Below are 22,892 nucleotides of genomic sequence, written 5' to 3' on the forward strand. Positions count from 1 at the left end.
ACAATACCATCTAAAAAACAGATGGAGTTAGGTTAATTATTATTCTTTTTATTGTGCATTTAAGCAACTAAATTGGTTGCTAGATCACATTAGCACTTCATTAAGCACCGTACGCACCAAAAGGGAGGCCAATATGCCATTTTATGTCAAGCAAGGGAGCATTCCCGCTAAACGCCATACCATATTCAAAAAAGACAATGGTGAGCTTTACCGAGAAGAGCTGTTTTCAACGCATGGTTTTAGCAATATTTACTCCAATAAGTATCACCATAATATGCCGACTAAGGCATTAAATGTATCACCTCACTCGTTAAGCCACGGTGAGTGCTGGCAAGACCCATTGATTCAAAATTATAAAATCGACACTAAAAAAGTTGACCGCAAAGGCAATTTTTTTGGTGCGCGCAATAAGATGTTTTTCAATCATGACGTGGCAATGTATACCGCTTGTGTCACCGAAGACACCGAATCGTTTTACCGCAACGCCTATGCCGATGAAGTGGTATTCATTCATAAAGGCGATGGTACTCTTTACAGTGAATACGGCACATTAGCCGTTAAAAAGTGGGATTACCTAGTGATCCCAAGGGGCACCACATACCAGCTAAAATTTAACGATTATAGCGCTGTGCGGCTATTTATCATTGAATCGTCAACCATGATTGAAGTTCCTAAACATTTTCGTAATGAATATGGACAAATGCTTGAATCCGCGCCCTACTGCGAACGTGACATTCGCGCCCCAATACTGCAAGACGCCATCGTTGAGCAAGGCGAGTTTTCATTAGTGTGTAAGTTTGGCGAAAAATACCAAGTCACCACGTTAGAGTGGCATCCATTTGATTTGGTCGGCTGGGACGGCTGCGTCTACCCGTGGGCGATTAATATTCAAGAATATGCGCCTAAAGTTGGCAAAATACACCTGCCACCGTCAGAACATATTGTATTTAGCGCACACAACTTTGTGATCTGTAACTTTGTGCCACGCCCCTATGATTTTCACCAACATTCAATACCAGCTCCCTACTACCATTCTAATATCGACAGTGACGAGGTGCTTTACTACGTCGACGGCGACTTTATGAGCCGCACAGGCATTAAAGCCGGTTATATGACATTACACCAAAAAGGGGTACCTCATGGCCCTCAACCTGGACGTACTGAAGCCTCAATCGGTAAAACCGAAACCTACGAATACGCCGTGATGGTCGATACATTCGCCCCGCTAACACTGACTGAACATGTACAGCACTGCATGACCGATGACTACAACCGCTCTTGGATTGAAAGCTAAACCTTAACCAAATACTCGCCGTCATCGTCATTGCGGGTTAAAACGATAAAGGACAACATCATGGCTAGCAAATTAAACCCACTGGGCTTACTCGGTATCGAATTTACTGAGTTTGCGACACCTGAGCAAGATTATATGCACCAGGTATTTATTGATTTTGGTTTTTCATTATTAAAAAAAGCAAAGTCAAAAGAGATCCTTTACTACAAGCAAAATGACATTAACTTTTTACTTAATACTGAGCGTAAGGGGTTTTCAGCTGAATTTGCTAAAAGCCATGGGCCTGCCATTTGCTCAATGGGTTGGCGAGTCGAAGACGCTCAGCTGGCCTTTAACGGTGCGGTAAGTCGCGGCGCAAAACCCGTAAATGAGCAAGATAAAGACATGCCGTATCCCGCCATTTACGGCATTGGCGACAGCTTAATTTATTTCATCGATGTTTTTGGCCAAAGCAATAACATCTATACCACCGACTTTGAAGACTTAGCACAACCGGTAATAACGCCAGAAAAAGGGTTTATGGAAGTCGACCACCTTACTAACAATGTTTATAAGGGGACGATGGAGCATTGGTCTAATTTTTACAAAGATATTTTTGGTTTTACTGAAGTACGATATTTTGACATTAAGGGTTCTAAAACCGCACTGGTATCATACGCCTTGCGCTCCCCCGATGGCAGCTTTTGTATTCCTATTAACGAAGGTAAAGGTAACGACCGCAACCAGATTGATGAATATTTGCGTGAGTATGACGGCCCTGGCGTACAGCATTTAGCCTTTAGAAGCCGAGATATTATCAGTTCATTAGATGCAATGGAGGGCACTTCAATCCAAACGCTGGATATTATTCCAGAGTACTACGACACCATTTTTGAAAAGTTACCTCAAGTAACAGAAAACCATGACCGCATTAAGCATCATCAAATATTGGTTGATGGCGATGAAGACGGTTACCTATTGCAGATTTTCACTAAAAACCTGTTTGGGCCTATTTTTATCGAGATCATTGAACGTAAAAATAATCTCGGCTTCGGCGAAGGTAATTTCACCGCCCTGTTTGAATCGATTGAACGCGATCAACAGCGACGTGGCGTATTGTAATAAGGTTAGCCACAAGCCTTAAAGGTCAGCCCTTTGCGACCACTAACCTCACAAAACCAGCTTATGTAGCATTTGGTACTCAGCTGGTTTTTTATTAGCGGTGCTTCTAAATTTTGCCCCTGTCTTATATCTAATCCCTAACGTCTTCTCTACAATAACGCTTTAAATATGATCCCAGCCATCATCTGCAGCCACAACTTAACGTGACAATTTTATACTAATTACGAGACAACAACTTCATGCCTGATATTGCCTTATTCGCTGTATTTTTACCGACCTTCTTTTTTGTTTCGATTACCCCCGGTATGTGCATGACTTTAGCAATGACATTAGGCATGAGTATTGGCGTTCGCCGCACCATGTGGATGATGCTCGGCGAATTAGTCGGTGTGGCACTGGTTGCCGTTCTCGCGGTAATGGGCGTTGCAAGTATTATGCTTAACTACCCAGATGTGTTTGCCGTACTTAAATGGATCGGCGGTTTATACCTTGGTTATATTGGCGTTAATATGTGGCGTTCTAAAGGTAAAATGGCCATCATTGAGGGGCAATCAAGCACCAAAGTGAGTGATCTAGAACTCATCACACAAGGTTTTATGACCGCCATTGCTAACCCAAAAGGCTGGGCGTTTATGGTGTCTTTACTGCCGCCATTTATTAATGTTGAGCAGGCTGTTGCACCTCAAATGTTGGGTCTACTAAGTATTATTATGTTTACCGAATTTACCAGCATGATGGCATATGCCACTGGTGGTAAAAGTTTAAGGATCTTTTTAAGCCGTGGCGACAACATAAAATGGATGAACCGCATTGCCGGCGCGTTAATGGTTGGTGTTGGCTTGTGGTTAGCACTTGGCTAATCCCCCTTACAATTAAGGCTGCCGAAAAGGCAGCTTTGCGCTTAATTGCTGCATATAAGTCTTTATATTTTCGGCTTCTTGCAGAGTAAAGCTATGAATGGCACTGCGAAACTCCGGATGCGCGATCTCGTGGGTCGAATATGTAGCTATTGGCTCAAAGCCTCTTGCCACTTTATGCTCACCTTGCGCGCCGGCATCAAATACCGCCAAGTTATTAGCAATGCAGTATTCAATACCTTGGTAATAACAGCTTTCAAAGTGCAAGCCCTCAATCTCAACTAAGCAGCCCCAATAACGACCGTACAGATGCGTATTTGACTTAAAATACAGGGCACAAGCCAGTACCACTCCATCAGTATTTTTAACTAATAATAACAATATGTTGTTAGGCATGCTTTTGGCTATAGATTCAAAAAATGCCAAATTTAAATATCCATTGTGCCCCGAACGCTTAGCGTAGGTTTGCTGATAACAAGCATAAAAAGTTTGCCACATTGCAGGCGTTACGACCTGTGGTTCTTTAAATTCAAACTGAAGTTCATATGTAGCCAACTTGGCCCGTTCTTTATTAATGTCTTTACGCTTACGCGAGGTTAAGCCCGCTAAAAAATCATCAAAATGGCGGTAGCCTTTATTGCGCCAATGAAACTGCGTACTTAATCGGCTTAAACAATGCCCTGCGCCAGCAGCAACTGCCGATAGCTCAACAAACTGCTGTTGAGTTTGAAATAAACAGTGCCAGCTCGAAAAACCTTGCTTAAATAAACGAGCATCTAACGCTTGTTTAACTGCAGCCCATACCGCGGCTTGGTTAGCAAAATCATTCGCTATACCCAGACGTTTACCCGTAACGGGTGTAAAAGGGATCGCCGACACAAGTTTGGGATAATAAGGGACTTGATGCTTGTCGTAAGCTTCGGCCCACGCCCAGTCAAAAATGTATTCCCCGTATGAGTGCAGCTTTATATACAGCGGCATAACGGCAATCGTTTGCGATGCGTGACGCACTCTTATGTGAAAAGGGATCCAACCAGTTTGTGCCTTTACGCAACCGCTTTGCTCTAACGCTGCTAAATAGGCATGTTGAATAAACGGATTAACGTCATCCATCAACGCATCCCAAACACTGGCGTCAATCGCACCAATCGCGTCGACAAATTCAACTATCAATTCAAGATCATTGATATTACTAGAGCTTGATTTTACGACATGTTGCTCCAAAATCTAGATGACTCCCTTCTTTTAAGCTGCTGTGTTTATACACCCAATTTAGCGATGAAGTGCTTTGCACTTGTGGCCTATTCCACGCCATGACCGCAAGACTATTGCATTTAATATCGATTAACGGCACATTGCTAAACAGACATATCCAGTTGAACTCATCATCGGCTTTATTAGCTTAAATTCGACCAATATACATAAAACGAAGGACTGATAATGGGCTTATTCAAGCACTTAGCATTTGCCGTTTCCATGGCAATTCCACTCACGACTCTAACATTAACCTGTGGTACGTCGCTATCGGTTAATGCCGCTGAAGTATCCATATACAACCATATGGCAACGGCGCAACCCATTTGGGCTGAGCATGGCATGGTATCAAGCCAAGAGGCATTAGCCACTCAAGCCGGAGTCGAGATCCTCAAACAAGGTGGTAACGCCGTTGATGCTGCCGTTGCAGTTGGCTTCAGCCTTGCTGTCACCTTACCTAGAGCCGGTAATATTGGTGGCGGTGGGTTTATGTTGGTCCATTTAGCTGAGCACAACAAAACCATTGCAATTGATTACCGCGAAATGGCTCCCGCTAAAGCGCATAAAGATATTTTCCTCGACGAACAAGGCAACCCAGTTAAAAAGCTTAGCCGCGAACATGGCTTAGCTGTGGGTGTGCCAGGCACTGTTATGGGGATGGAGTTGGCACTTAAAAAATACGGCACCATGACTATGGCACAAGTCACCCAACCGGCAATCTCTATGGCTAAAAATGGCATTGTGGTGACCCCAGATTTGTCGGCCTCATTAACCCGTTTAAAAAAGCGTCTGTCACAATGGCCTAGCTCAGTTGAGGTGTTTTACAAACCCGATAACAGCGATTACCAACAAGGCGAAGTACTTAAGCAGCCGGCGTTAGCTCACTCGTTATCGCTGATTGCCAAACACGGTAGCAAAGGCTTTTATCAAGGCGAAACCGCCGTAAAAATTGTGGCGGCAGTCAAAGCGGCTGGCGGCATTATGACACTTGATGATCTTAAACATTATCAAGCGATTGAGCGCACTCCCGTGTCAGGCCAATACCGAGGCTATACCGTGGTATCAATGCCGCCCCCCTCCTCTGGTGGCGTGCACATCATTGAAATGCTTAATATGTTAGAGCAATACCCTATTAATCAACTGGGACACAACACTGCTGCGACTTTGCACCTAATGACGGAGTCGATGAAAAGAGCCTATGCCGATCGCAGTGAATATTTGGGCGATCCTGATTTTACCCGCGTACCTGTCGCAGCATTAACCAATAAAGATTATGCTAAAAACTTAGCTAAAAATATTGTACCTAACAAAACAACGCCAAGTAGCGAAATAAAACCGGGTAACTTAGCGCCCTATGAAAGCGACCAAACAACCCACTACTCAGTGGTTGATAAGTGGGGCAATGCGGTATCAAATACCTACACGCTCAATTTCAGTTACGGCTCAGGCCTTGTTGCCAAAGGGACGGGGATTTTACTGAATAACGAAATGGACGACTTTTCAGCGAAACCGGGCACCCCAAATGGTTTTGGTTTGATTGGCGGTGAAGCCAATGCCGTTGAAGGTAAAAAGCGGCCACTCAGCTCAATGAGCCCAACCATCGTGATGAAAGACGGTAAACCCTATATTGTAACTGGCAGCCCAGGTGGTTCGCGAATAATCACTACCACGTTACAGGTGATAATGAACGTCATCGACCACAATTTTAACATTGCCGAAGCGACCAATGCCGCCCGTATTCACCATCAATGGTTGCCCGATGTATTGCAAATGGAGCATACCGTTAACGGTGATACCCGCAAGCTACTTGAAGCAAAAGGTCACCAAATTAACACGAGCCGTGCAATGGGCTCAACACAATCGATTATGGTTACCGAACAAGGCGTTTTCGGCGCTTCCGATCCGCGTCGTTCAGGCAGTGCAACTCTAGGCTATTAATCTGAAATTGGCGTTGATAATGCCAAACTCAGCTCGATTTAGGTCGGCGTTTCAACTCCGTTGTAACGCCGCCTTGGCTCAATGTCACTGTCAATTAACGTTTTAATATTTATTAAAACCATTCATCGCATATGTCGTAATGTTATTGATTAACAATGGCTGGCTTATTTTTTTGCCAGCACTGGATTAGTGGTCGCGCTGATTTCTCTATACAAGAGCTCAAGACGTTAACCTCTGAATTTATCTTCTAACGAGTTTTTGCCCGTGCTAGGCATCGATAATTTTTTAACATTTCACAAAATCTATAAAAATCAGCACTATGAAAAATGTTAAAAAGTGATACACGGACCCATTGAACACCCTAGGCTCTCTTTCTCCGCACTCAACAAGGTAATTTATGCTGCCTGAATTTAGAAATTATCTATTTGCAACAATACCTTAGTAGTGGTAAGTTGTTAAAAAGTTAACGAATTGCTCGGAACGTTATCGAGCGACTAATGAATAAGCTGTTATGAGGAGATGGAAGTCCAGTGGCATCATCAACAATAGTTGAAAAAAGTTGTTACTTTATTAGTAATGTATCTTGCTACGATGTAGCAAAAGATTTTGCTAGTCCTTTGCTAGCTGCACTTGCAGTAATAGCTTCTGTTTTTATTGCGTTTAAGCAATTATCTAAACAACACCAAAACACCCTAGATGCTCAAAAAGAAGAAGCGAAAAGAAATACCAGAGTTGAGCTATTTAAAGATATTAATATTCTATTAGATCAATCCACAGTAGCTATTAGACAGGTTAATTCTTATTGTTTTGGTAAAAAATATTCTAACTTAGAAATGAAAGCACAAGTTGACCACGTTGAATATTTAGAGTTAATGAAAAACTTCAGCAACGCTCTATTAGCTGTTGTCACCAAAGTAGAATCGCATGAAATCGTTAACCTCAAATTGTTTAGAGTATTTAGGTTCGCCTTACAATCCATCCATCATGATTTGTTAGCTCTGCAAACTGAAAAAGATCGTTTTAAAGTTTTGGAAAACATTATTGAATTGACCAATGACTCAATAATGTATTTCGGAGATTTCCAAGTTTGCATGCAAAACATGGCTTATGGTGAAGTATTTGATGCTGATGTGCCGTTTAGGGTTCCTGCTGATAAAAGGTATAAAGTCATTACAAATTGCCCTAAAAATTTAGACGAGCTACATGATTACTTTTGGCGAGAAACAAATTGGGGCAAAAACTGCATTAAGTACGAAAATGAGGCAAAGGAAAAATTCTCCTCATAACAAGTTACTCAAAAGGACGCAAAACGCTTGGCTTGCGCTCCTTCGTCGCTAATTTTAGCCAAGCATTGTGCGCCCATTAGTAAGGCGTTATAACGATAAGGTGCATCGGTGCAAACTTTAACTAAAAAGAATATTCCGTTTATATTTCTTGCAGTTATTTCTGTTTTCTGGGCTTTTTACTATCAAAGCTCCAATGCCCTTAATGGATATGGTGTAGAAAAATCAGAATGGCTTTTGCTAATCGATGGTTTAGTTGTCTTACCTATTTTATGCTTTTGGTTTGTTAAAGATAAGAAAGAAGCCGCTATCAAAGCGGTTGCCTACAGCTGTTTAATTATTTTGCTTGGCAGCTTTGTAATTCCTGAAAGTTCAAAGGTTGTATGGCCTTATCTTGAATCATTGCGCTACCTTGCTATAGCTGCGTTTATCGTTTTAGAAATCACCACTATTTTGACCGTATTTTTTGCTATCAAAGCTTCTCTTACCAAAGAACAAGATCCAGATTTGGCTATATCAAAACCAATTGAAAATATTTTAGGTAAAGGTGCTATAAGCTATTTACTCTCTTTTGAGGCGAGAGTTTGGACATACGCGTTATTTTCTAAAAAGATAAGGCAACAAAGTTTTACTGGATATAGTCATTTTAGCAGTCATAAAAAAGATGGTGCTCAAAGCAATCAATTAGGCTTTATTTTAATCATTTTATTTGAACTACCCGTAATGCACTTGCTGTTACATTTTTTATGGTCACCGTTTGCGGCTAATTTCACAACGGCTTTAACTCTTCTTGGTTTAGTGTTTTTTATTGCAGAGTATAAAGCCATTGCAATTAGACCTATTTCAATTCTTCAAGACAGCATTATAGTGAGGTATGGTGTTTGGAATCCATTAAGGATTGCTTTAACGGAAATTGCTCACGTTCAACCTAATTCAGTTTCCATACGTCGGTAGGTAATGTTAATAGATTCAATTTGGCTGGTAATCCAAATATTGAGATCAAGCTTAATTCGGGTAAGTTCATATATTTAGGCGTAGATTCACCCAATGAATTTCTAATGACTATAGAAAAATATCGAGAAAAATCGTTATAACAAGCTGTTTAACAAGGACAAAATAATAAAAGAGTTTTTAGAAAACTCTGCATTGTACTCTTGGAAAGAATTCTCCCAACCAGAGAAGTCAAGGTTAAGCTTATGGATACCCGAAATCGATGATTTTTGTGAGGTTTGTGAGGTTTGTGAGGTTTGTGAGGTTTGTGAGCAAATAAGACCGTAATTACATAGACACCCATCATTAAATGGCACACCTAAGGAAAGTTTGGCATGAAGCTAACCATTATTTCACTAATCACTTTATTCTTACTCGGCTGCGCTGCGGCAGGAGTTCCATATACAAACGATCCTATGACCAAACTTAATTACGCATATCAGCTAATGGGAACGCAAGGGCGAGGATTGGCGGCTGAAAAGCTTGGATTAGAGGCGCTCGCTGATCTTAAAAAATCAAAAAATATTTATGGCGTGGCTGAAGCTCATACTTTCTTAGGGTTGTTTTATAAAAATAAAAGCTATCGCGAACACAAAGTCTTTTATATAAAACACAATGAATATGATCCTACTGCATCAAAATCAATTAAACACTTTGAGTTAGCCGCTAAAGCATTTGAAGAGGATGGAGATTATTGGGGTGTTTCAAAAGCTCTATTTTCTATGGGCAATGCCTACGGCACAGATAATGATTATGTAAATGGTTGTATTAAATTTAAAGAGTCCCTTACAGTATATAAAAGCGATAAAAATGTGTTTAAAGGTCGTACTCACCCTCACAATCCGGCGTTTAAGTCATTTGATGCAATGATTGAATCTTTTATCTCGAAATATTGCGGAAGCGGTGTGTAACAAGCTAATTAATAAGGACAAAACAAAGTGAAATGCAAAGACACCTTCATTAAATGATTAACTATGGCTGGCTTAGTTCTTGATTAACAATGGCTGGCTTAGTGTTTTCATTCAGACCTGTTTAGAAAGCACATAAGTAAAAAGGACCATTTAATTAACAATACAGGGGCAAACGTGCCGCCCCTGATATTTTAGCAATCCAATTTAAAAGTCTTCTTCTCCTTTTATCACTTCAGGAAACCCACAAATAGCTCGAGAGGTTTGCATACCGGCCATCGTAGCCGCTTCGACGCAGCTGGCATTAATGCCGGTTTTAATCCAATCTCCGGTGACAAAAAGGTTATTAATACCGCAGCCATCGGTGTCGATGCGATACTGAGTACTACCCGCTACCGACATTACATAACGCTCCGATGGGTCAACATTGGCTCGCCAATACTGGCTATCAAACCGCCCTTCTCCATGACTATTTTTCTCGGGTGACTCTGACTGCTGATGTAACCAATGCCACGGGAATTGGCCGCTAACTTCACCATCCGTTGTAATTATTGGTGTAGGCACATTATCCCAGAGCTTGTAGATTTCATTATTTAGCTGGTTAATTGCACCTTGCTTAGCCTGCTGATATTTCCGCTCAATAAAATCAGTTTCACTTGCTGGCGGATACTGCTCTACCGGTAATGCGGAGCAAAAATAACTGGCATTTTTAGGTTGCACGCCTGACCAATCTTCTTTGTCAATAAGGTGAGTTAACGACGCCCACGTATCATAAGGTTCAGTAAAAGCTGACAAAACAGGCTCTTCCCCATTGTCAGGCTGAATTGGCCAGCCCATATCGGTTAAATCTTGGTTCAACCATAACTGGTAAGCTTGAGTGGCAACGGTTTTCACTTTTTCAACACTCAGCCTAAGTGCTTCACTTTGCGCCATAACCTCGCTAGCCACATGGGGAACCGAACCAATTGATAACCCAAAAATTACCTTATCGAAGTCTTTACCTTTAACTAAACGCTTCTTCGGCAATGCGCGCCCGAAATGCTGTTGGTACACCTCGTCCCAGCGACTCCAAAAATGTTCCAGGTTAATGTCATGGTCTTGTATCAATTGCGCTTGCTCTGGCTCCAATTGTGAATACTTTGGCTGACTCGGCCAGCAATCGAGTCCTTTTACGTCTACCAGTGGTGAATAACACGGTAACCCTGCTTTAAGCGCGACTTGTTCGGTGATCTCTATCGCTTCAATACTGGCATTTCGGCATTCAAGGTTGTCGACTTTATTGAAAAAATGAAAATTAACGCCACGGCGCTTAAGCACCTCATAATAGGGGGTAAACACTGTATCGCCCATACCGGCTTGCATCTCCCACATCACGCCACCTTGGTAGCAAAGTGCAATACGCAGCATAGAGCGGATAATCGTGCCCGCTTCTAAGTTGGGTTTGCCAAAATCACCTTTTTCATAGGCAAACACGAGGTCGTAAAAACCGCGCACAGGTGCAGAGTTTACGGTAAACGTTTGATTGGCGCCGTGTTTAATTAGCCACTCTCGGTAGTCGTAATCATTAATCGCATCAAACCCTTGTTTAAAAACATCGTCAACAAACATGCCTTTTAAAATAGTGAGTCCTAAGTCGGCACCAATATATAACCGACGTAATTCATCATTAGACTCCAGCTTATGCACAAAACGCTCTTGCAAACGCGCTCTAAAGGCATCAACAGCGGACTCTACAAAGCCGCCGTCGTCTTTAGTATTATGTGTATGCCCTTCACACTCGCGGCCTATCATTTGATTAAAATGACATTCCAGTTTCTCCGTTAATGACGACATGTCTTCTTTGGCATCTTCAATTGAATCTTCTATTTTGTCGTTTAACTGCTCAAACCATTCACGACTAAACCAGTGTAGCGGCTTAGCTGACTCTTTAGCTTGTAAATCCTGTTTATCAAGCAGGTTGTCCATTTCAGTTATCCAATGTCGGATCCAGCTAAACGCCGCTTTAACAACTTTCCATAGCGTTAACACCTCGGTACCGTCACCGGGTAAACCACTGCGCTGTGGAAATTGGATTGGCCAACTGTCAGACTCACCACCCACATCTTCTTGCAAAACAATAAAATTATGCGGTTTAAATGCCTCTAAAAAAGTCGCTAATGGCGCCCCTGCTGGTCGATCTAACTCTGCGTATGCCTTGCGCATTAAATTGAACGCATTTTGATAAAAGCCAAACCAAATATGCAGCCCATGCTCTTCTATCCGCTGGGCTTTTTCGGCATTACGGCCACTGGCCCCTTTACCACCAATGCGCCAACCCATTTGATAAATGTCGATGTCATAGCGGTTTTGCCAACCTGGTTGCTCCGTCAAACAAACTGCAGCCGTTATGGCTGCAACGCCACCGCCCAAAATGGCAATTTTCTCTTTTTTAATAATCGAATTATCAACCAACACCTCGCCTTGCGGCACTTCAAAGTCAAAATTGATATGGTAGGGTAAAAACACATTTTGCTCGCCAAGTTCAAGCCCTAATGAGTCTTTAAACGAAAACGAGGCATTGTCGAATACCGTGGCAAGCAGGTCATTGTTTAACAGTGAAACAGAATTCACTTTTCTTACTTTTGCTGGCGCGGCGATAATGGCTTGATACACCGCTTTTTCACCTGCGCTGTCGGGAAGCTGTTTTAAAAACACCTGATCAATTGCCGGTTTAAACAGCAAACCAAATAGCTGTTCTTCGCCAAGTTTATCGAGATCGGGGATAAAATCCGTTTGCGCTTTAAATAAATCCCAAGTTTGACTGATGGCTTCAAATGAGCTGAGTTGCTGCTCTGGACGAACCTCGCAGTTAACAGTCAACAATGGGTGGTATGCCAGCTCCGTGGCTGCAGTAAAAACCTTAAAACTCTTTGCTGATAAGCTTAACTTAGTCAGTGGCTCACCAGCCTCTGGCATTTGGTGTTCACACATATATTTGGGGTAGCCATATAACTCCCGGCCGTTGATCAGCGCCATCGCATCGTTAACAAAAATATGTAATGGATAAAAATACACATGGCTGATCTCATCGCTGTCACGGTGGTTTTGTCTGCCAACCATTACCCAGGTAACAATATCTGTTTCTTGGATCCAACCTTTATCTCTGTCTTCTGGGTAGGCTGAATACGCCTTATCGACTCGAGTAAAGCTGGTTAAAACATAAGGCGATAGCACTTTAAAATACATCGCACTGCCGGCAACTTGATTTAGGCAGGTATCGATAGACTTTTGTAGGTTTACCATTTTCCCCTTTAAGAAAAAACCGTACATATCTGCTTTGCTTAATATCAGCGGTGAGTGCATTAACATCGAACCGGGTGGATAGATAAAGTCAGGGCGTAAAGCGTCCATTGCTAATTCCTGTGTAATCAAAAAACATTGTTAAGCTATTATTTAAACAATAAAAACTTTGCTGCACAATGCTAATAAATGCTTGCATTTATAACACTACAATCTGACTTAGTATCATTTTTGAATATCATTTTGCCAATAAAAAGCGCAGCCATTTGGCTGCGCGTAACACTCAACAATTTTCAGCTTAGCTGGATTTAGTCACCAAAGTCATCGAGAAGAATATTCTCAGGTTCAACCCCTAAACTTTCTAATAGATTAATGACAGATGAGTTCATAATAGGCGGGCCACACATGTAATACTCGCAATCTTCTGGTGCTTTATGGTCGCGTAAGTAGTTTTCAAACAGCACATTATGGATAAAACCGGTATATCCGCTCCAGTTATCTTCTGCTAGTGGTTCTGACAAAGCCACATGCCATACAAAATTGGCATTTTCAGCGGCTAGTTTGTCAAAGTCATCTTGGTAAAACACTTCACGAGCTGAGCGGGCACCGTACCAAAAGCTCATTTTTCGCTGCGTTTTTTTACTCTTTAATTGGTCAAATATGTGCGAGCGCATCGGCGCCATCCCCGCACCGCCACCGATAAAGATCATTTCGGCGTCAGTGTCTTTGACAAAGAACTCACCAAATGGGCCGGAAATAGTCACCGTGTCACCCGCTTTTAAGTTAAAAATGTATGAAGACATTTTTCCCGGCGGGACCCTATCATTAGGTGGCGTAGCAATACGTACATTCAACATGATCAGCCCTTTTTCATCGGGGTAATTTGCCATCGAATAAGCGCGCAGTACGCCATCATCCACTTTAGACTTTAACTTAAACAAATCATATTTAACCCAGTCATCTCGGTACTTAGTTGGAATATCAAAGTCGGCATAATTAACCGCGTGTGCAGGAGCCTCAATTTGAATATAACCACCCGCTTTAAACTTTACATCTTCACCTTCTGGTAATTTCAGCAGTAACTCTTTAATGAACGTGGCGGTGTTGTTATTTGAAATAACTTCGCATTGCCACTTTTTCACCCCAAATATTTCAGCTTCAACTTCAAGTTCCATGTCGGTTTTAACCGCCACCTGACACGCTAAACGGCAACCTTGTTTCGCTTCTTTTTTACTTATGTGATCTCGTTCTGTGGCTAAGATATCGCCGCCACCTGATTTTACCGTTACCCGGCACTGACCGCACGTACCACCGCCACCACAAGCTGAGGGTATAAATATATTTTTACTGGCTAGTGCACCGAGTAATTTATCACCTGCTGCTGTTGTAATACTTTTTTCAGCATCATCATTAATACGAATATTGACATCGTTGGTCGAGACCAACTTACTTTTGGCGTACAAAATTACCATCACGAGTACACTGACCACAGTGGTAAACATACCTATACCAATTGCCATTTCCATCGAATTTACCCTTTGTTTAATTCGTTTTCATTAAGTCGCTTTTATTGTTCCGACTTAAATAGAAATACCTGAGAAAGCCATAAAACCTAACGCCATCAAACCGGTGGTAATAAACACAATACCAATCCCTTGTAGGCCTTCAGGTATTGCGTGGAATTTCATTCGCTCTCTTAGCCCCGCTAACAGCACAATGGCTACCGCCCAGCCAAAACCCGAACCGGCGGCAAATACCACTGACTCGCCCAAGGTATAGTCGCGGTTTGCCATAAAAATGACTCCGGCAAAAATGGCGCAGTTTACCGTCAGCAATGGTAAAAAAATGCCTAAAGAGTCGTACAGCACCGGAATGTACTTATCTAAAAACATCTCCAGTATTTGCACCAATGCGGCAATAACGCCGATGAAGGTGATCAACTTTAAATAGCTTAAGTCTAGCGCTGGGTATCCGGCCCATGCCAGCGCACCTGGGGCTAACACATTGGTATAAATAAGTTGGTTAAGCGGTACGGCTAATACCATAACCACGATGACCGCAATCCCTAAGCCAAACGAGGTGGAGACTTTTTTAGAAACAGCCAAAAAAGTACACATGCCCATAAAAAACGACAAGGCCATGTTGTCGATAAACGCAGCCTGAATAAACAGATTGATATAATGTTCCATATCGTTTATTTACCTCGTTTACGTTGAATAACATTGATTGACCAAATCATTAAACCAATTAAGAAAAATGCACTTGGTGCTAACTTGAACATTTCATTAGCTAAATACCATCCGTCATTTTCAACGGTTTTAAGCACGACATGACCAAACAAGGTGCCACTACCGAGTAACTCACGAACAAACGCCACCCCCAATAAAATCACGCCGTAACCCATGGCATTACCAACTGCGTCCACCAGGGCTAAATGGGGAGGGTTTTTCATGGCAAACGCTTCAGCTCGTCCCATGATGATGCAATTTGTAATGATCAACCCGACAAACACCGACAATTGCCGCGAGAGTTCATAGGCAATATCTTGCAGCACCATATCAACAATAATCACCAGCGATGCTATCACCGTCATTTGTGCAATAATGCGTACGCTATTTGGAATGAATGAACGAATGCTAGAGATAATCAGATTAGAGAACACCAACACAAAGGTGACCGACAGTGTCATCACCAATGCGGTTTGCAGCGAATTACTCACCGCTAGCGCTGAGCAGACTCCCAGCACTTGCATAGCGACTGGGTTATTGGTGAATATAGGACTGGTTAACAGTTCCCGAGTTGATCCAGCTTGAGTACTCATTTACTGCCCTCCGCTGCTTTTAGGTTATTAAAGAACATTTCAAAACCCTCAGCGCCAAACCAAAATTTTACTGCTCGTTGCACGCCTCGCCCGCTCATTGTTGCGCCACTGACAGCGTCAACACCATGTATGTCGCCAGGCTTTGCGCCCCCTTTTACCACTTTAAAAGCCACTTTCCCCTTTGCATTAAACAGCTGCTTACCATGCCATTGGGCGGTCCATTGCGGGTCATTGAGAAAGTCACCAATACCGGGAGTTTCGCCATGCTCATAAAAAATGACATTTTCAATCGTATTTAAGTCAGGCTGCAACGCGATGTAGCCATAAATAATTGACCATAAACCTTTGCCATAAATAGGCACCACCACACTGGCTAGCTCGCCCTTGTCGTCAAACACTTTAAACACCCGCGCTTGAGCTGCTCGGCTTTTAATTTTTGCGAGGTCTTTTTTAGGTGGGCGTGAAGTGTTGGGGTCTATCGCTGCAAGGCGCTCATCAAAATCTAACACATTGACTTGTGGAGCCTCTGCGCCGGTATCGAGTGTGATCAATAACGGCTTGACCTTTTGCTTAAAAATTTCACTAAAGTCTTTATCGGCAATATCAACAGCAGCCGCAATTAATACATTACGTTTTAGCTCATCACGTTTTTTTACTAATTTACGCTCTTTAAGTAATTCGGCAGTACCGGTGATCATAAACGAGCACAACAAGCACAGGGTCACGGTAAAAATCATGGTGCCGATAAATGAATCTTTCTTAAATACCATTGCGTTTACGTCTCCGCTTTATATTGGCTTGAGCCACAAGGTAGTCGAAAATCGGCGCCCATAGATTGGCAAACAAAATGGCCAACATTATGCCCTCAGGCATTTTGGGGTTTACCACTCGAATAAGCACGCTCATAAAACCAATGAGCAATCCATAAACCACTTTACCGCTGCGGGTGTATGAGGTTGTTACCGGGTCGGTTGCCATAAACATCATCGCTATTGCAAAGCCTCCCGTAACTAAATGCCATGTCCATGGCATTGCAAACAACTCATTTTTAGCGGAACCAATAACGTTAAATAACGTTGCGGTGATAATCATGCCCATCAGCACACTGAGCACAATGCGCCAATCAGCTAAGCGAGTGAGCAGGAGTAAACCACCACCAATGAGTAATGCTAAAGTACTGGTTTCACCAATCGCTCCCACCGTAAAACCTAAAAAAGCATTCCACCAGTTTGGGTCGGTAAACGCTTCATACCATGGATATTGTGCAAAGCTAATTTTACCTGCTGCAGTTTGCATTAAGGTTGTTGCGCCTGAAAAGCCATCAACAGCGATGAGTTGGCTCACCGCAGTCACTTGAGAGGGGTAAGCAAAATAGATAAACGCTAAACCTGCCAGTGCGGGGTTGAGGAAGTTGTACCCCATACCTCCAAACACTTCTTTGGCCATAACAACACCAAAAGTAATGCCGAGCGCAACAATCCAAAGCGGAGTTGATACCGGTAAAATGAGCGAGAACAACAGCGCTGTGACAAAAAAGCCTTCTTGCAATTCTTGGCCACGTACTTTTGCAAATACGACTTCCCAAAACAGGTTCACCCACAATGCGGTCAAATAGATTGGCGCGTAGAGACTAAAACCATATAAAAATAACCCAGCAAAACCTGTTTGTGCGGTGAGCTCGCCAAAAAGCACATTAAACGGTATTAATTGCCAAAGATCTGGCGGCACCATTCCCGCCCCAACCGCTATTTGAGCTTGAAGCCCAATATTGTACATACCAAACAAGATGGCAGGCAGTAAGCACAAGCCCACTATCGTCATGGTTCTTTTAACATCAATCGCATCACGTACATGCACTTTACCTTTATTGCTGCGACCATTTGCGACAAGTAATGAATATAAGTAGCCTTTTACTGAATGACCTGGTGCATAGTAATCGGCATGTAAATCCGGTTTGTTACCTTGCTGATCCATCACCCTTCCCTCTCAATAATGTCTAAGCAGACCCGTAACTCTTTACCAAAATCGTGCTTACTGGGGCAAACAAACGTGCACAAGGCGAGATCTTCTTCATCCAGTTCAAGCGCTCCGAGTGCTTGCGCTTCATCGGTGTCTTTAACGATAAGATCTCTGACTAAAAGCGTAGGTAGGATATCAAGGGGCATTACTCTATCTAATTGTCCAAACGCCATCATGGCTCTAGCAGAACCGCCAGTATGAGTGCTGAAGTTAAATAACGCTTTAGCCCCTTTAAAAGTCGATGTCACTGCTCGAGTGATAGAAAATTTATTTGAACCACCTTTGACCCATGGCAATAATTGATGTTGAGCATCTTCTTGCAGCGCGCTAATTTGATTATGAAAACGGCCAAGAAAATCGTGAACAGATATTGCGGTATGCCCTGAAAGTACCGAGCCAGACACCACCCGAGATTGACCTTGTTTCAGTTCACCCGCCACGATTTCAGATAAACAAGCCCCAGTTTGAACGGTAATTAATCGAGGTTGTTTTACATCTGGCCCAGCCAATGAAACCACGCGTTCAGTATAAATCTCGCCCGTTAAAAATAATTTGCCATAGGCGATGACATCTTGATAACCCAAATGCCAAACCGTGCGCTCGATACTTACTGGCATAATAAAATGAATATGCGTGCCGACAAGCCCAGCGGGGTGCACGCCTGTAAAGTAGTGGTTACTGACATGGGCTAAATCACTACCGGGCAAATGTAGCCCCGGCGCTTGACATAAGTGCACTTTACCACCGGTTAAATGGCCTAGTACTGCTAAACCTGCTGCGAATGCGTCAGCTTGCTGCGTGATAACAATTTGAGGATCTGGCGCAAGCGGGTTGGTGTCGATGGCACTGACAAAAATGCCTGCGGGCACAGTGTTAAGTTGAGGTATGCGGGAGAATGGTCGAGTACGTAGCGCTGTCCATAAGCCACTTGCAACTAATTTTTCAGTCACAAATCTTCGGTCAAGAGATTGAATATCATCATTAATGCCAAAGTTAATCCCAGGTTTTTGATTACATTCAATCACCAAAGATTGTAACCGCCTTCTCGTACCGCGGTTGATTGCGACCACCTTACCACTGGCTGGGGCGGTGTACTTGATGCCGATGTTTTTTTTATCTTCAAAAACAACCTGCCCCTTTTTTACCACATCTCCAACCTCGACTAGCATCGTCGGTTTTAGACCAACATATTCCTCTCCAAGAAGGGCAACTTGGGAGCAGGATTTACGGGGTTGGATAACTTGCTTCGGTTCTCCGGCAATAGGCACGTTGAGGCCTTTTTTTACCGTTATAACTGGGTTTGAGTAACCTGTCATTACAAACATCAACCGTTAATAAATTGGATAACTCATATTATTTGTTTGTTAATGGACATTCTTTGTTCTACATCACGTTTAACTCTTGCGGTTGTAACAAAAGTACGAACTAGCTGATAATCAACACCTAGCATTACTATATTTAGTAATTAAATGCATGCGACGGCACTAAAATGTAATTTTATAACGAATTCACCCTGTTGTAATTCAAACAAAAATGGCAATTTCAAGCATATCTGGCGCTATACACCATAGAGCCACATTAACCACTACGCAGGCAACAAACCATAGTCAATCTGACTACTTGGGTACACAGGAGAGCAAACTGAGAAAATGAAAGTGTGATCAGCAGCGATTAATATGGATACAGCAGATGGGCAGAGCAACTAATCGAGAGTAAAGCTCAATTAGCTAGCTATATTTTACGCGGTCTAAACGAGGATCCCGCAGATAGACAACCCTGCAATAAGCACAAAAACCAGCCATTGAAATATCGATTTAAATGGGTTGGCTAATTCACTGCTAACACCAATGTATATTTGCCAAATTGCGAATAAGCCAAAATTGAGCGCGATAAAAGCAATCATCCCAAAACTATGCGTAGAAGAAACTACGGTAGAAGCAGAGCTGATAAGAACGACGGTGGAAAGGGCTATAAATACGGAAACATAATGGAACACACAATGCATCATTACTTTAGCATTAGGCGTTAATTCAGCCTCTAATAGTGGCTTTAAATAATGCTTTCTGCCATAGGTTAAATGACCAATAAACGTTATGAACGACATCAAGCCGGCGGCTAATAGGTAATTGTTCATGTTAAAACTCCGACATATCGTGACAATATCTGTTAATACCGTTTGGGGTTCATCAATAGTGCCAGAGCCATCTTTGCTCACTGTCGACAAACAACGAATCACATAGTTACCATCACCCAGTAGTCAAATCGACTTTCTGGCTGACTGATCACCATTTTACATTTTTCCTTATATTTTCCCATTAATGGTCCTAAACCATTCGTGTTTGGGAGAGAAGCCAAATGTTGTGCTTTGGCGTCCAAAACAGCCTGATTAACGTTCTCAACACTTTGGTATTGATGGGCTATTTCAACGGCTTTTTCACCTGATAATGCTAATCTTTCACCCACTGCTTGCATTTGCGGTGCATTCATTGAAGCTATGGTATTGGCTGCGATTTGATAATACGCAGCACATTCTGCCAGTTCTTTGCTAAATGCGTCTTCAGCTTCGCCGGCAACGGCATTAACAGACAGCAACCCTATCGATGAAACCAGCATAGCTTTACCAAAGTGGCGAGCAAAGTTGTTTGTTTCAGTAAGCACAGACATATACATCAACCCCTATAAAGTATGTAGACCTAATAACTGTAGCATTTTTTTAACATACAACGCTCTACCGCTAAAGTGATACATCACCAGCTATGGGTAAGATACAATTTAAGCACTATGCAGCACAAAGCTAGAAATATTGATGAGATTAAAACGATTTGCTATAGCTGCAACAGGTGCGGGGAGCAAGAGCCGCTCCCGCGGAGTTTTCACCTTAAAGTGATATATTATCGATAAGTCGGCGACGTAAATTAGACTTAACCATAGGCCACTCAGAATCGATAATAGAGTAAACCACCGTGTCTCTTATTGTGCCATTAGCCATGATTTGATGGTTACGCAAAATACCATCCTCGTTGGCCCCTAAGCGACAAATCGCCAGCCTAGAAGCTTTATTTTGAATGTGTGTGCGAAATTCAACCGCGATAACGTCTAATGTTTCAAAAGCATAAGTTAAAATAAGTAACTTAGTTTCGGTATTAACCGCTGTGCGCTGCACACTTTTAGCATACCAAGTATGACCCACTTCTAAACGGCGATGCTGTTGCTGCCAATGACAAATTCGCGTACTCCCCACAATGGCACCAGAATGGCGATCTCTAACTGCAAATGCTAACGCCTCGCCCTTCGACTCATCGGCTAGCGCTTGAGTGATATAGGCGTTCATATCATCAGGGTGTGGCACCTGAGTAAACCACAACTGCCATAGTTCACCATCACAAACCGCAATGCTCAACGCGGGGGCATGCGCCATGGTTAACGGTTCAAGCACTACATGCTCACCGACCAATATATTGTCCTTTTCTTCTGCTGAGTTCACCTGACCTCCTGATTGTCTTTTGACTAACTTAGCATGTTTTTTAAGCTGAAATAAACTAATGGGAATTCATTCTATCAACTGCCAACTCCCCATATAACCAGCCTTTACGGGATTAAAACAATGAATAAGCGCGTTTATTCGCCGTTATAAATATCGCGCAAAGCCCATTCCCTCTTTTATCGGCTTAGTATTGACCGGTATCGCTGGTGTGCCTATATATAAAAAGCCCACGATTTGGTCGCACTCTTTCAATGCTAGTTGCTGGTGAACATATCGGTCAAATGCTAAGGGGCCAGTACGCCATATTCCCCCTAGACCCTGTGCAAATACAGCTTGCTGCATTGCCATTGCCGCGCAACCTGCTGCTAGTTGCTGCTCAAACGCCGGTACCTTTGCATGCTGCTTTACTTTAGCCACTACGGTGATAACCATTGGCGCTCTTAACGGCATGCTTCTGGCTTTATCTATTTTCTCTACTTCATCGCTGTTGATTGTTGTCGCTTCAGCAAAAATATCACCTAGTTTGTGTAATCCATCGCCTGTTGCGATAATGAACTCCCAAGGGGTTAGCCCCGCATGGTCTGGTACTCGAATAGCAGCATTGAGTATATTGGTCAATTGCTCTTCTGTTGGAGCGGGCGCTATCAATCTCGGAGTTGATTGCCGAGTCAGTAACAATGTTAATGCGTCCAATGTATTATCCTTAATAAATTGAAATGATTACTAAATTCAGAGTATCAAGCTGGCATTAAAAATCCCACCTATTTGGTGGGAATTTTAAGACCAAAATTAGAACCTAACCAAGCATTTTACATGTTCAATTAATGCCGTTTTTCTTTGCGATGTAGTAATCAAGGCTGGTGTATCGACCACCGCCCATAAACACTAACGCCATCAACATAAATAGATAGGTAATGGCAAATTCGACACCATTATTCAGTACCACAATATTGCCTGAGCTAGTTAGCCATTCGTAATTACCATGTTGCTGCAAAATCTCTTTGGCTTTATCGAGTTTTTCTAATGATGCCAATACCTTATCGTTGGCTAACCAGGAGCTTGAATCTGCAATGGCTAACCATCCATTGTCCCAGTGAACTGCAAAAGCGGCGACTAACATGGTGACCGATAAAGGAATTGCAATCAATCGGGTTGCTAAGCCTAAAATCAGGAGCCCGCCACCAACAAACTCACTACCTGCAGCTAATGCCACCATCAGTTCTGGAAAGGGTAAACCTAAGCCCCAATCGGGGTTACCAAACCAAGCAGCGGTATCACTAAAGTGCGATAACTTATTATATCCAGCCTGCATTAACACAGGGGCAAGATATAGCCTTAATGCTAATGGAGCTATGCCCTCTCCATAGCGGATTATATGTAGAAACTTTTGGTATAGTTGTCCAATCTGCATGTTATTACCTATTTTTTGTTCTGTATCCATTAGACCTTAAATACTCGACTCATCTTTCAAAGATCCGTAATAATCAACTATGTCAGCCGTGAAACTAAATCGGACATGTCATTTCAACCACGTTGAATATGGCACTATTAAAAGTGTATTAAACTTTTATACATCGCGCTGTTTTTGTCGGTCATTAATTAAGTTATTTAGAACAAGGATACTTGGAAAAACAGATTAGAGAGTGCACAAGATCAAGCCTTGT

20 protein-coding genes are annotated in these 22,892 nt (G+C 42.5%); 7 read left to right on the forward strand and 13 right to left on the reverse strand.

Annotated elements, in window-relative coordinates:
* The first annotated feature begins 133 nt into the window (after positions 1 to 133).
* The 3 genes from RGE70_RS10770 to RGE70_RS10780 all read left to right on the forward strand — a co-directional run bounded on the left by RGE70_RS10770 (position 134) and on the right by RGE70_RS10780 (position 3,255).
* Positions 134 to 1,294, forward strand: coding sequence for a homogentisate 1,2-dioxygenase (locus RGE70_RS10770; protein ID WP_310471450.1), 1,161 nt, complete (start codon positions 134 to 136; stop codon positions 1,292 to 1,294).
* 60 nt (positions 1,295 to 1,354) lie between these two features.
* Positions 1,355 to 2,395, forward strand: a complete 1,041-nt coding sequence (gene hppD, locus RGE70_RS10775) for a 4-hydroxyphenylpyruvate dioxygenase (RefSeq protein ID WP_310471451.1) — start codon at positions 1,355 to 1,357, stop codon at positions 2,393 to 2,395.
* Between the two features lie 239 nt (positions 2,396 to 2,634).
* On the forward strand, positions 2,635 to 3,255 hold the full coding sequence (locus tag RGE70_RS10780) for a LysE family translocator (RefSeq protein WP_310471452.1): 621 nt from the start codon (positions 2,635 to 2,637) through the stop codon (positions 3,253 to 3,255).
* A gap of 12 nt (positions 3,256 to 3,267) precedes the next feature.
* On the opposite strand, the gene RGE70_RS10785 is transcribed toward RGE70_RS10780, so the two are convergent.
* A complete protein-coding gene (locus RGE70_RS10785) occupies positions 3,268 to 4,476 on the reverse strand; it encodes a GNAT family N-acetyltransferase (RefSeq protein ID WP_310471453.1) in 1,209 nt (402 codons plus the stop codon).
* Positions 4,477 to 4,692: 216 nt separating this feature from the next.
* Here RGE70_RS10785 and ggt point away from each other — a divergent pair, with 216 nt between their 5' ends.
* From ggt to RGE70_RS10805, 4 genes are all read left to right on the forward strand, one after another.
* Positions 4,693 to 6,444: a gamma-glutamyltransferase gene (gene ggt / locus RGE70_RS10790; RefSeq protein WP_310471454.1), complete on the forward strand. Its 1,752-nt coding sequence runs from the start codon at positions 4,693 to 4,695 to the stop codon at positions 6,442 to 6,444.
* Positions 6,445 to 6,974: 530 nt separating this feature from the next.
* Positions 6,975 to 7,730: a hypothetical protein gene (locus tag RGE70_RS10795; protein WP_310471455.1), complete on the forward strand. Its 756-nt coding sequence runs from the start codon at positions 6,975 to 6,977 to the stop codon at positions 7,728 to 7,730.
* 108 nt (positions 7,731 to 7,838) lie between these two features.
* Positions 7,839 to 8,681, forward strand: coding sequence for a hypothetical protein (locus tag RGE70_RS10800; protein WP_310471456.1), 843 nt, complete (start codon positions 7,839 to 7,841; stop codon positions 8,679 to 8,681).
* Between the two features lie 371 nt (positions 8,682 to 9,052).
* Complete coding sequence (locus tag RGE70_RS10805; protein ID WP_310471457.1) at positions 9,053 to 9,628, forward strand: hypothetical protein; 576 nt, start codon at positions 9,053 to 9,055, stop codon at positions 9,626 to 9,628.
* A 204-nt stretch (positions 9,629 to 9,832) separates the two neighbouring features.
* On the opposite strand, the gene RGE70_RS10810 is transcribed toward RGE70_RS10805, so the two are convergent.
* The 12 genes from RGE70_RS10810 to RGE70_RS10865 all read right to left on the reverse strand — a co-directional run bounded on the left by RGE70_RS10810 (position 9,833) and on the right by RGE70_RS10865 (position 22,639).
* Complete coding sequence (locus tag RGE70_RS10810) at positions 9,833 to 13,015, reverse strand: NAD(P)-binding protein (protein ID WP_310471458.1); 3,183 nt, start codon at positions 13,013 to 13,015, stop codon at positions 9,833 to 9,835.
* Between the two features lie 197 nt (positions 13,016 to 13,212).
* Positions 13,213 to 14,430 carry an NADH:ubiquinone reductase (Na(+)-transporting) subunit F gene (nqrF, locus tag RGE70_RS10815; RefSeq protein ID WP_310471459.1) on the reverse strand — a complete coding sequence of 406 codons (1,218 nt, stop codon included), beginning with the start codon at positions 14,428 to 14,430 and terminating at the stop codon, positions 13,213 to 13,215.
* A 54-nt stretch (positions 14,431 to 14,484) separates the two neighbouring features.
* Positions 14,485 to 15,093, reverse strand: a complete 609-nt coding sequence (nqrE, locus tag RGE70_RS10820) for an NADH:ubiquinone reductase (Na(+)-transporting) subunit E (RefSeq protein ID WP_310471460.1) — start codon at positions 15,091 to 15,093, stop codon at positions 14,485 to 14,487.
* 5 nt (positions 15,094 to 15,098) lie between these two features.
* A complete protein-coding gene (locus RGE70_RS10825) occupies positions 15,099 to 15,725 on the reverse strand; it encodes an NADH:ubiquinone reductase (Na(+)-transporting) subunit D (protein WP_310471461.1) in 627 nt (208 codons plus the stop codon).
* Entirely contained in the window at positions 15,722 to 16,495 is a 774-nt protein-coding gene (locus tag RGE70_RS10830; protein WP_310471462.1) for a Na(+)-translocating NADH-quinone reductase subunit C, read from the reverse strand. Before RGE70_RS10830 ends, RGE70_RS10825 begins: the two co-directional genes overlap by 4 nt.
* A complete protein-coding gene (locus RGE70_RS10835; RefSeq protein WP_310471463.1) occupies positions 16,485 to 17,699 on the reverse strand; it encodes an NADH:ubiquinone reductase (Na(+)-transporting) subunit B in 1,215 nt (404 codons plus the stop codon). Before RGE70_RS10835 ends, RGE70_RS10830 begins: the two co-directional genes overlap by 11 nt.
* Positions 17,699 to 19,060, reverse strand: coding sequence for a Na(+)-translocating NADH-quinone reductase subunit A (locus RGE70_RS10840; protein WP_310471464.1), 1,362 nt, complete (start codon positions 19,058 to 19,060; stop codon positions 17,699 to 17,701). Before RGE70_RS10840 ends, RGE70_RS10835 begins: the two co-directional genes overlap by 1 nt.
* A gap of 431 nt (positions 19,061 to 19,491) precedes the next feature.
* Positions 19,492 to 19,980 (reverse strand): hypothetical protein, encoded by a 489-nt coding sequence (locus RGE70_RS10845; RefSeq protein WP_375087848.1) that lies wholly within the window; start codon positions 19,978 to 19,980, stop codon positions 19,492 to 19,494.
* Entirely contained in the window at positions 19,977 to 20,408 is a 432-nt protein-coding gene (locus tag RGE70_RS10850) for a hypothetical protein (RefSeq protein ID WP_310471466.1), read from the reverse strand. Before RGE70_RS10850 ends, RGE70_RS10845 begins: the two co-directional genes overlap by 4 nt.
* 214 nt (positions 20,409 to 20,622) lie before the next feature.
* Positions 20,623 to 21,228, reverse strand: coding sequence for a GNAT family N-acetyltransferase (locus RGE70_RS10855; RefSeq protein ID WP_310471467.1), 606 nt, complete (start codon positions 21,226 to 21,228; stop codon positions 20,623 to 20,625).
* 144 nt (positions 21,229 to 21,372) lie between these two features.
* Positions 21,373 to 21,921: an NAD(P)H nitroreductase gene (locus RGE70_RS10860; RefSeq protein WP_310471468.1), complete on the reverse strand. Its 549-nt coding sequence runs from the start codon at positions 21,919 to 21,921 to the stop codon at positions 21,373 to 21,375.
* Between the two features lie 124 nt (positions 21,922 to 22,045).
* A complete protein-coding gene (locus tag RGE70_RS10865; RefSeq protein ID WP_310471469.1) occupies positions 22,046 to 22,639 on the reverse strand; it encodes an HvfX family Cu-binding RiPP maturation protein in 594 nt (197 codons plus the stop codon).
* Positions 22,640 to 22,892: the final 253 nt, after the last annotated feature.

The sequence above is a fragment of the Shewanella youngdeokensis genome (assembly GCF_033180165.1).
Lineage (GTDB): Bacteria > Pseudomonadota > Gammaproteobacteria > Enterobacterales > Shewanellaceae > Shewanella > Shewanella youngdeokensis.

What these genes read in the sequence shown, in the direction of transcription:
- RGE70_RS10850 (WP_310471466.1), bottom strand. Translation starts at nt 20,408, where the DNA reads ATGTCTGTGCTTACTGAAACAAACAACTTTGCTCGCCACTTTGGTAAA.
- nqrF (WP_310471459.1), bottom strand. Translation starts at nt 14,430, where the DNA reads ATGGAAATGGCAATTGGTATAGGTATGTTTACCACTGTGGTCAGTGTA.
- RGE70_RS10780 (WP_310471452.1), top strand. Translation starts at nt 2,635, where the DNA reads ATGCCTGATATTGCCTTATTCGCTGTATTTTTACCGACCTTCTTTTTT.
- RGE70_RS10865 (WP_310471469.1), bottom strand. Translation starts at nt 22,639, where the DNA reads ATGCAGATTGGACAACTATACCAAAAGTTTCTACATATAATCCGCTAT.
- hppD (WP_310471451.1), top strand. Translation starts at nt 1,355, where the DNA reads ATGGCTAGCAAATTAAACCCACTGGGCTTACTCGGTATCGAATTTACT.
- RGE70_RS10830 (WP_310471462.1), bottom strand. Translation starts at nt 16,495, where the DNA reads ATGGTATTTAAGAAAGATTCATTTATCGGCACCATGATTTTTACCGTG.
- RGE70_RS10805 (WP_310471457.1), top strand. Translation starts at nt 9,053, where the DNA reads ATGAAGCTAACCATTATTTCACTAATCACTTTATTCTTACTCGGCTGC.
- RGE70_RS10770 (WP_310471450.1), top strand. Translation starts at nt 134, where the DNA reads ATGCCATTTTATGTCAAGCAAGGGAGCATTCCCGCTAAACGCCATACC.
- RGE70_RS10840 (WP_310471464.1), bottom strand. Translation starts at nt 19,060, where the DNA reads ATGACAGGTTACTCAAACCCAGTTATAACGGTAAAAAAAGGCCTCAAC.
- ggt (WP_310471454.1), top strand. Translation starts at nt 4,693, where the DNA reads ATGGGCTTATTCAAGCACTTAGCATTTGCCGTTTCCATGGCAATTCCA.
- nqrE (WP_310471460.1), bottom strand. Translation starts at nt 15,093, where the DNA reads ATGGAACATTATATCAATCTGTTTATTCAGGCTGCGTTTATCGACAAC.
- RGE70_RS10825 (WP_310471461.1), bottom strand. Translation starts at nt 15,725, where the DNA reads ATGAGTACTCAAGCTGGATCAACTCGGGAACTGTTAACCAGTCCTATA.
- RGE70_RS10835 (WP_310471463.1), bottom strand. Translation starts at nt 17,699, where the DNA reads ATGGATCAGCAAGGTAACAAACCGGATTTACATGCCGATTACTATGCA.
- RGE70_RS10810 (WP_310471458.1), bottom strand. Translation starts at nt 13,015, where the DNA reads ATGGACGCTTTACGCCCTGACTTTATCTATCCACCCGGTTCGATGTTA.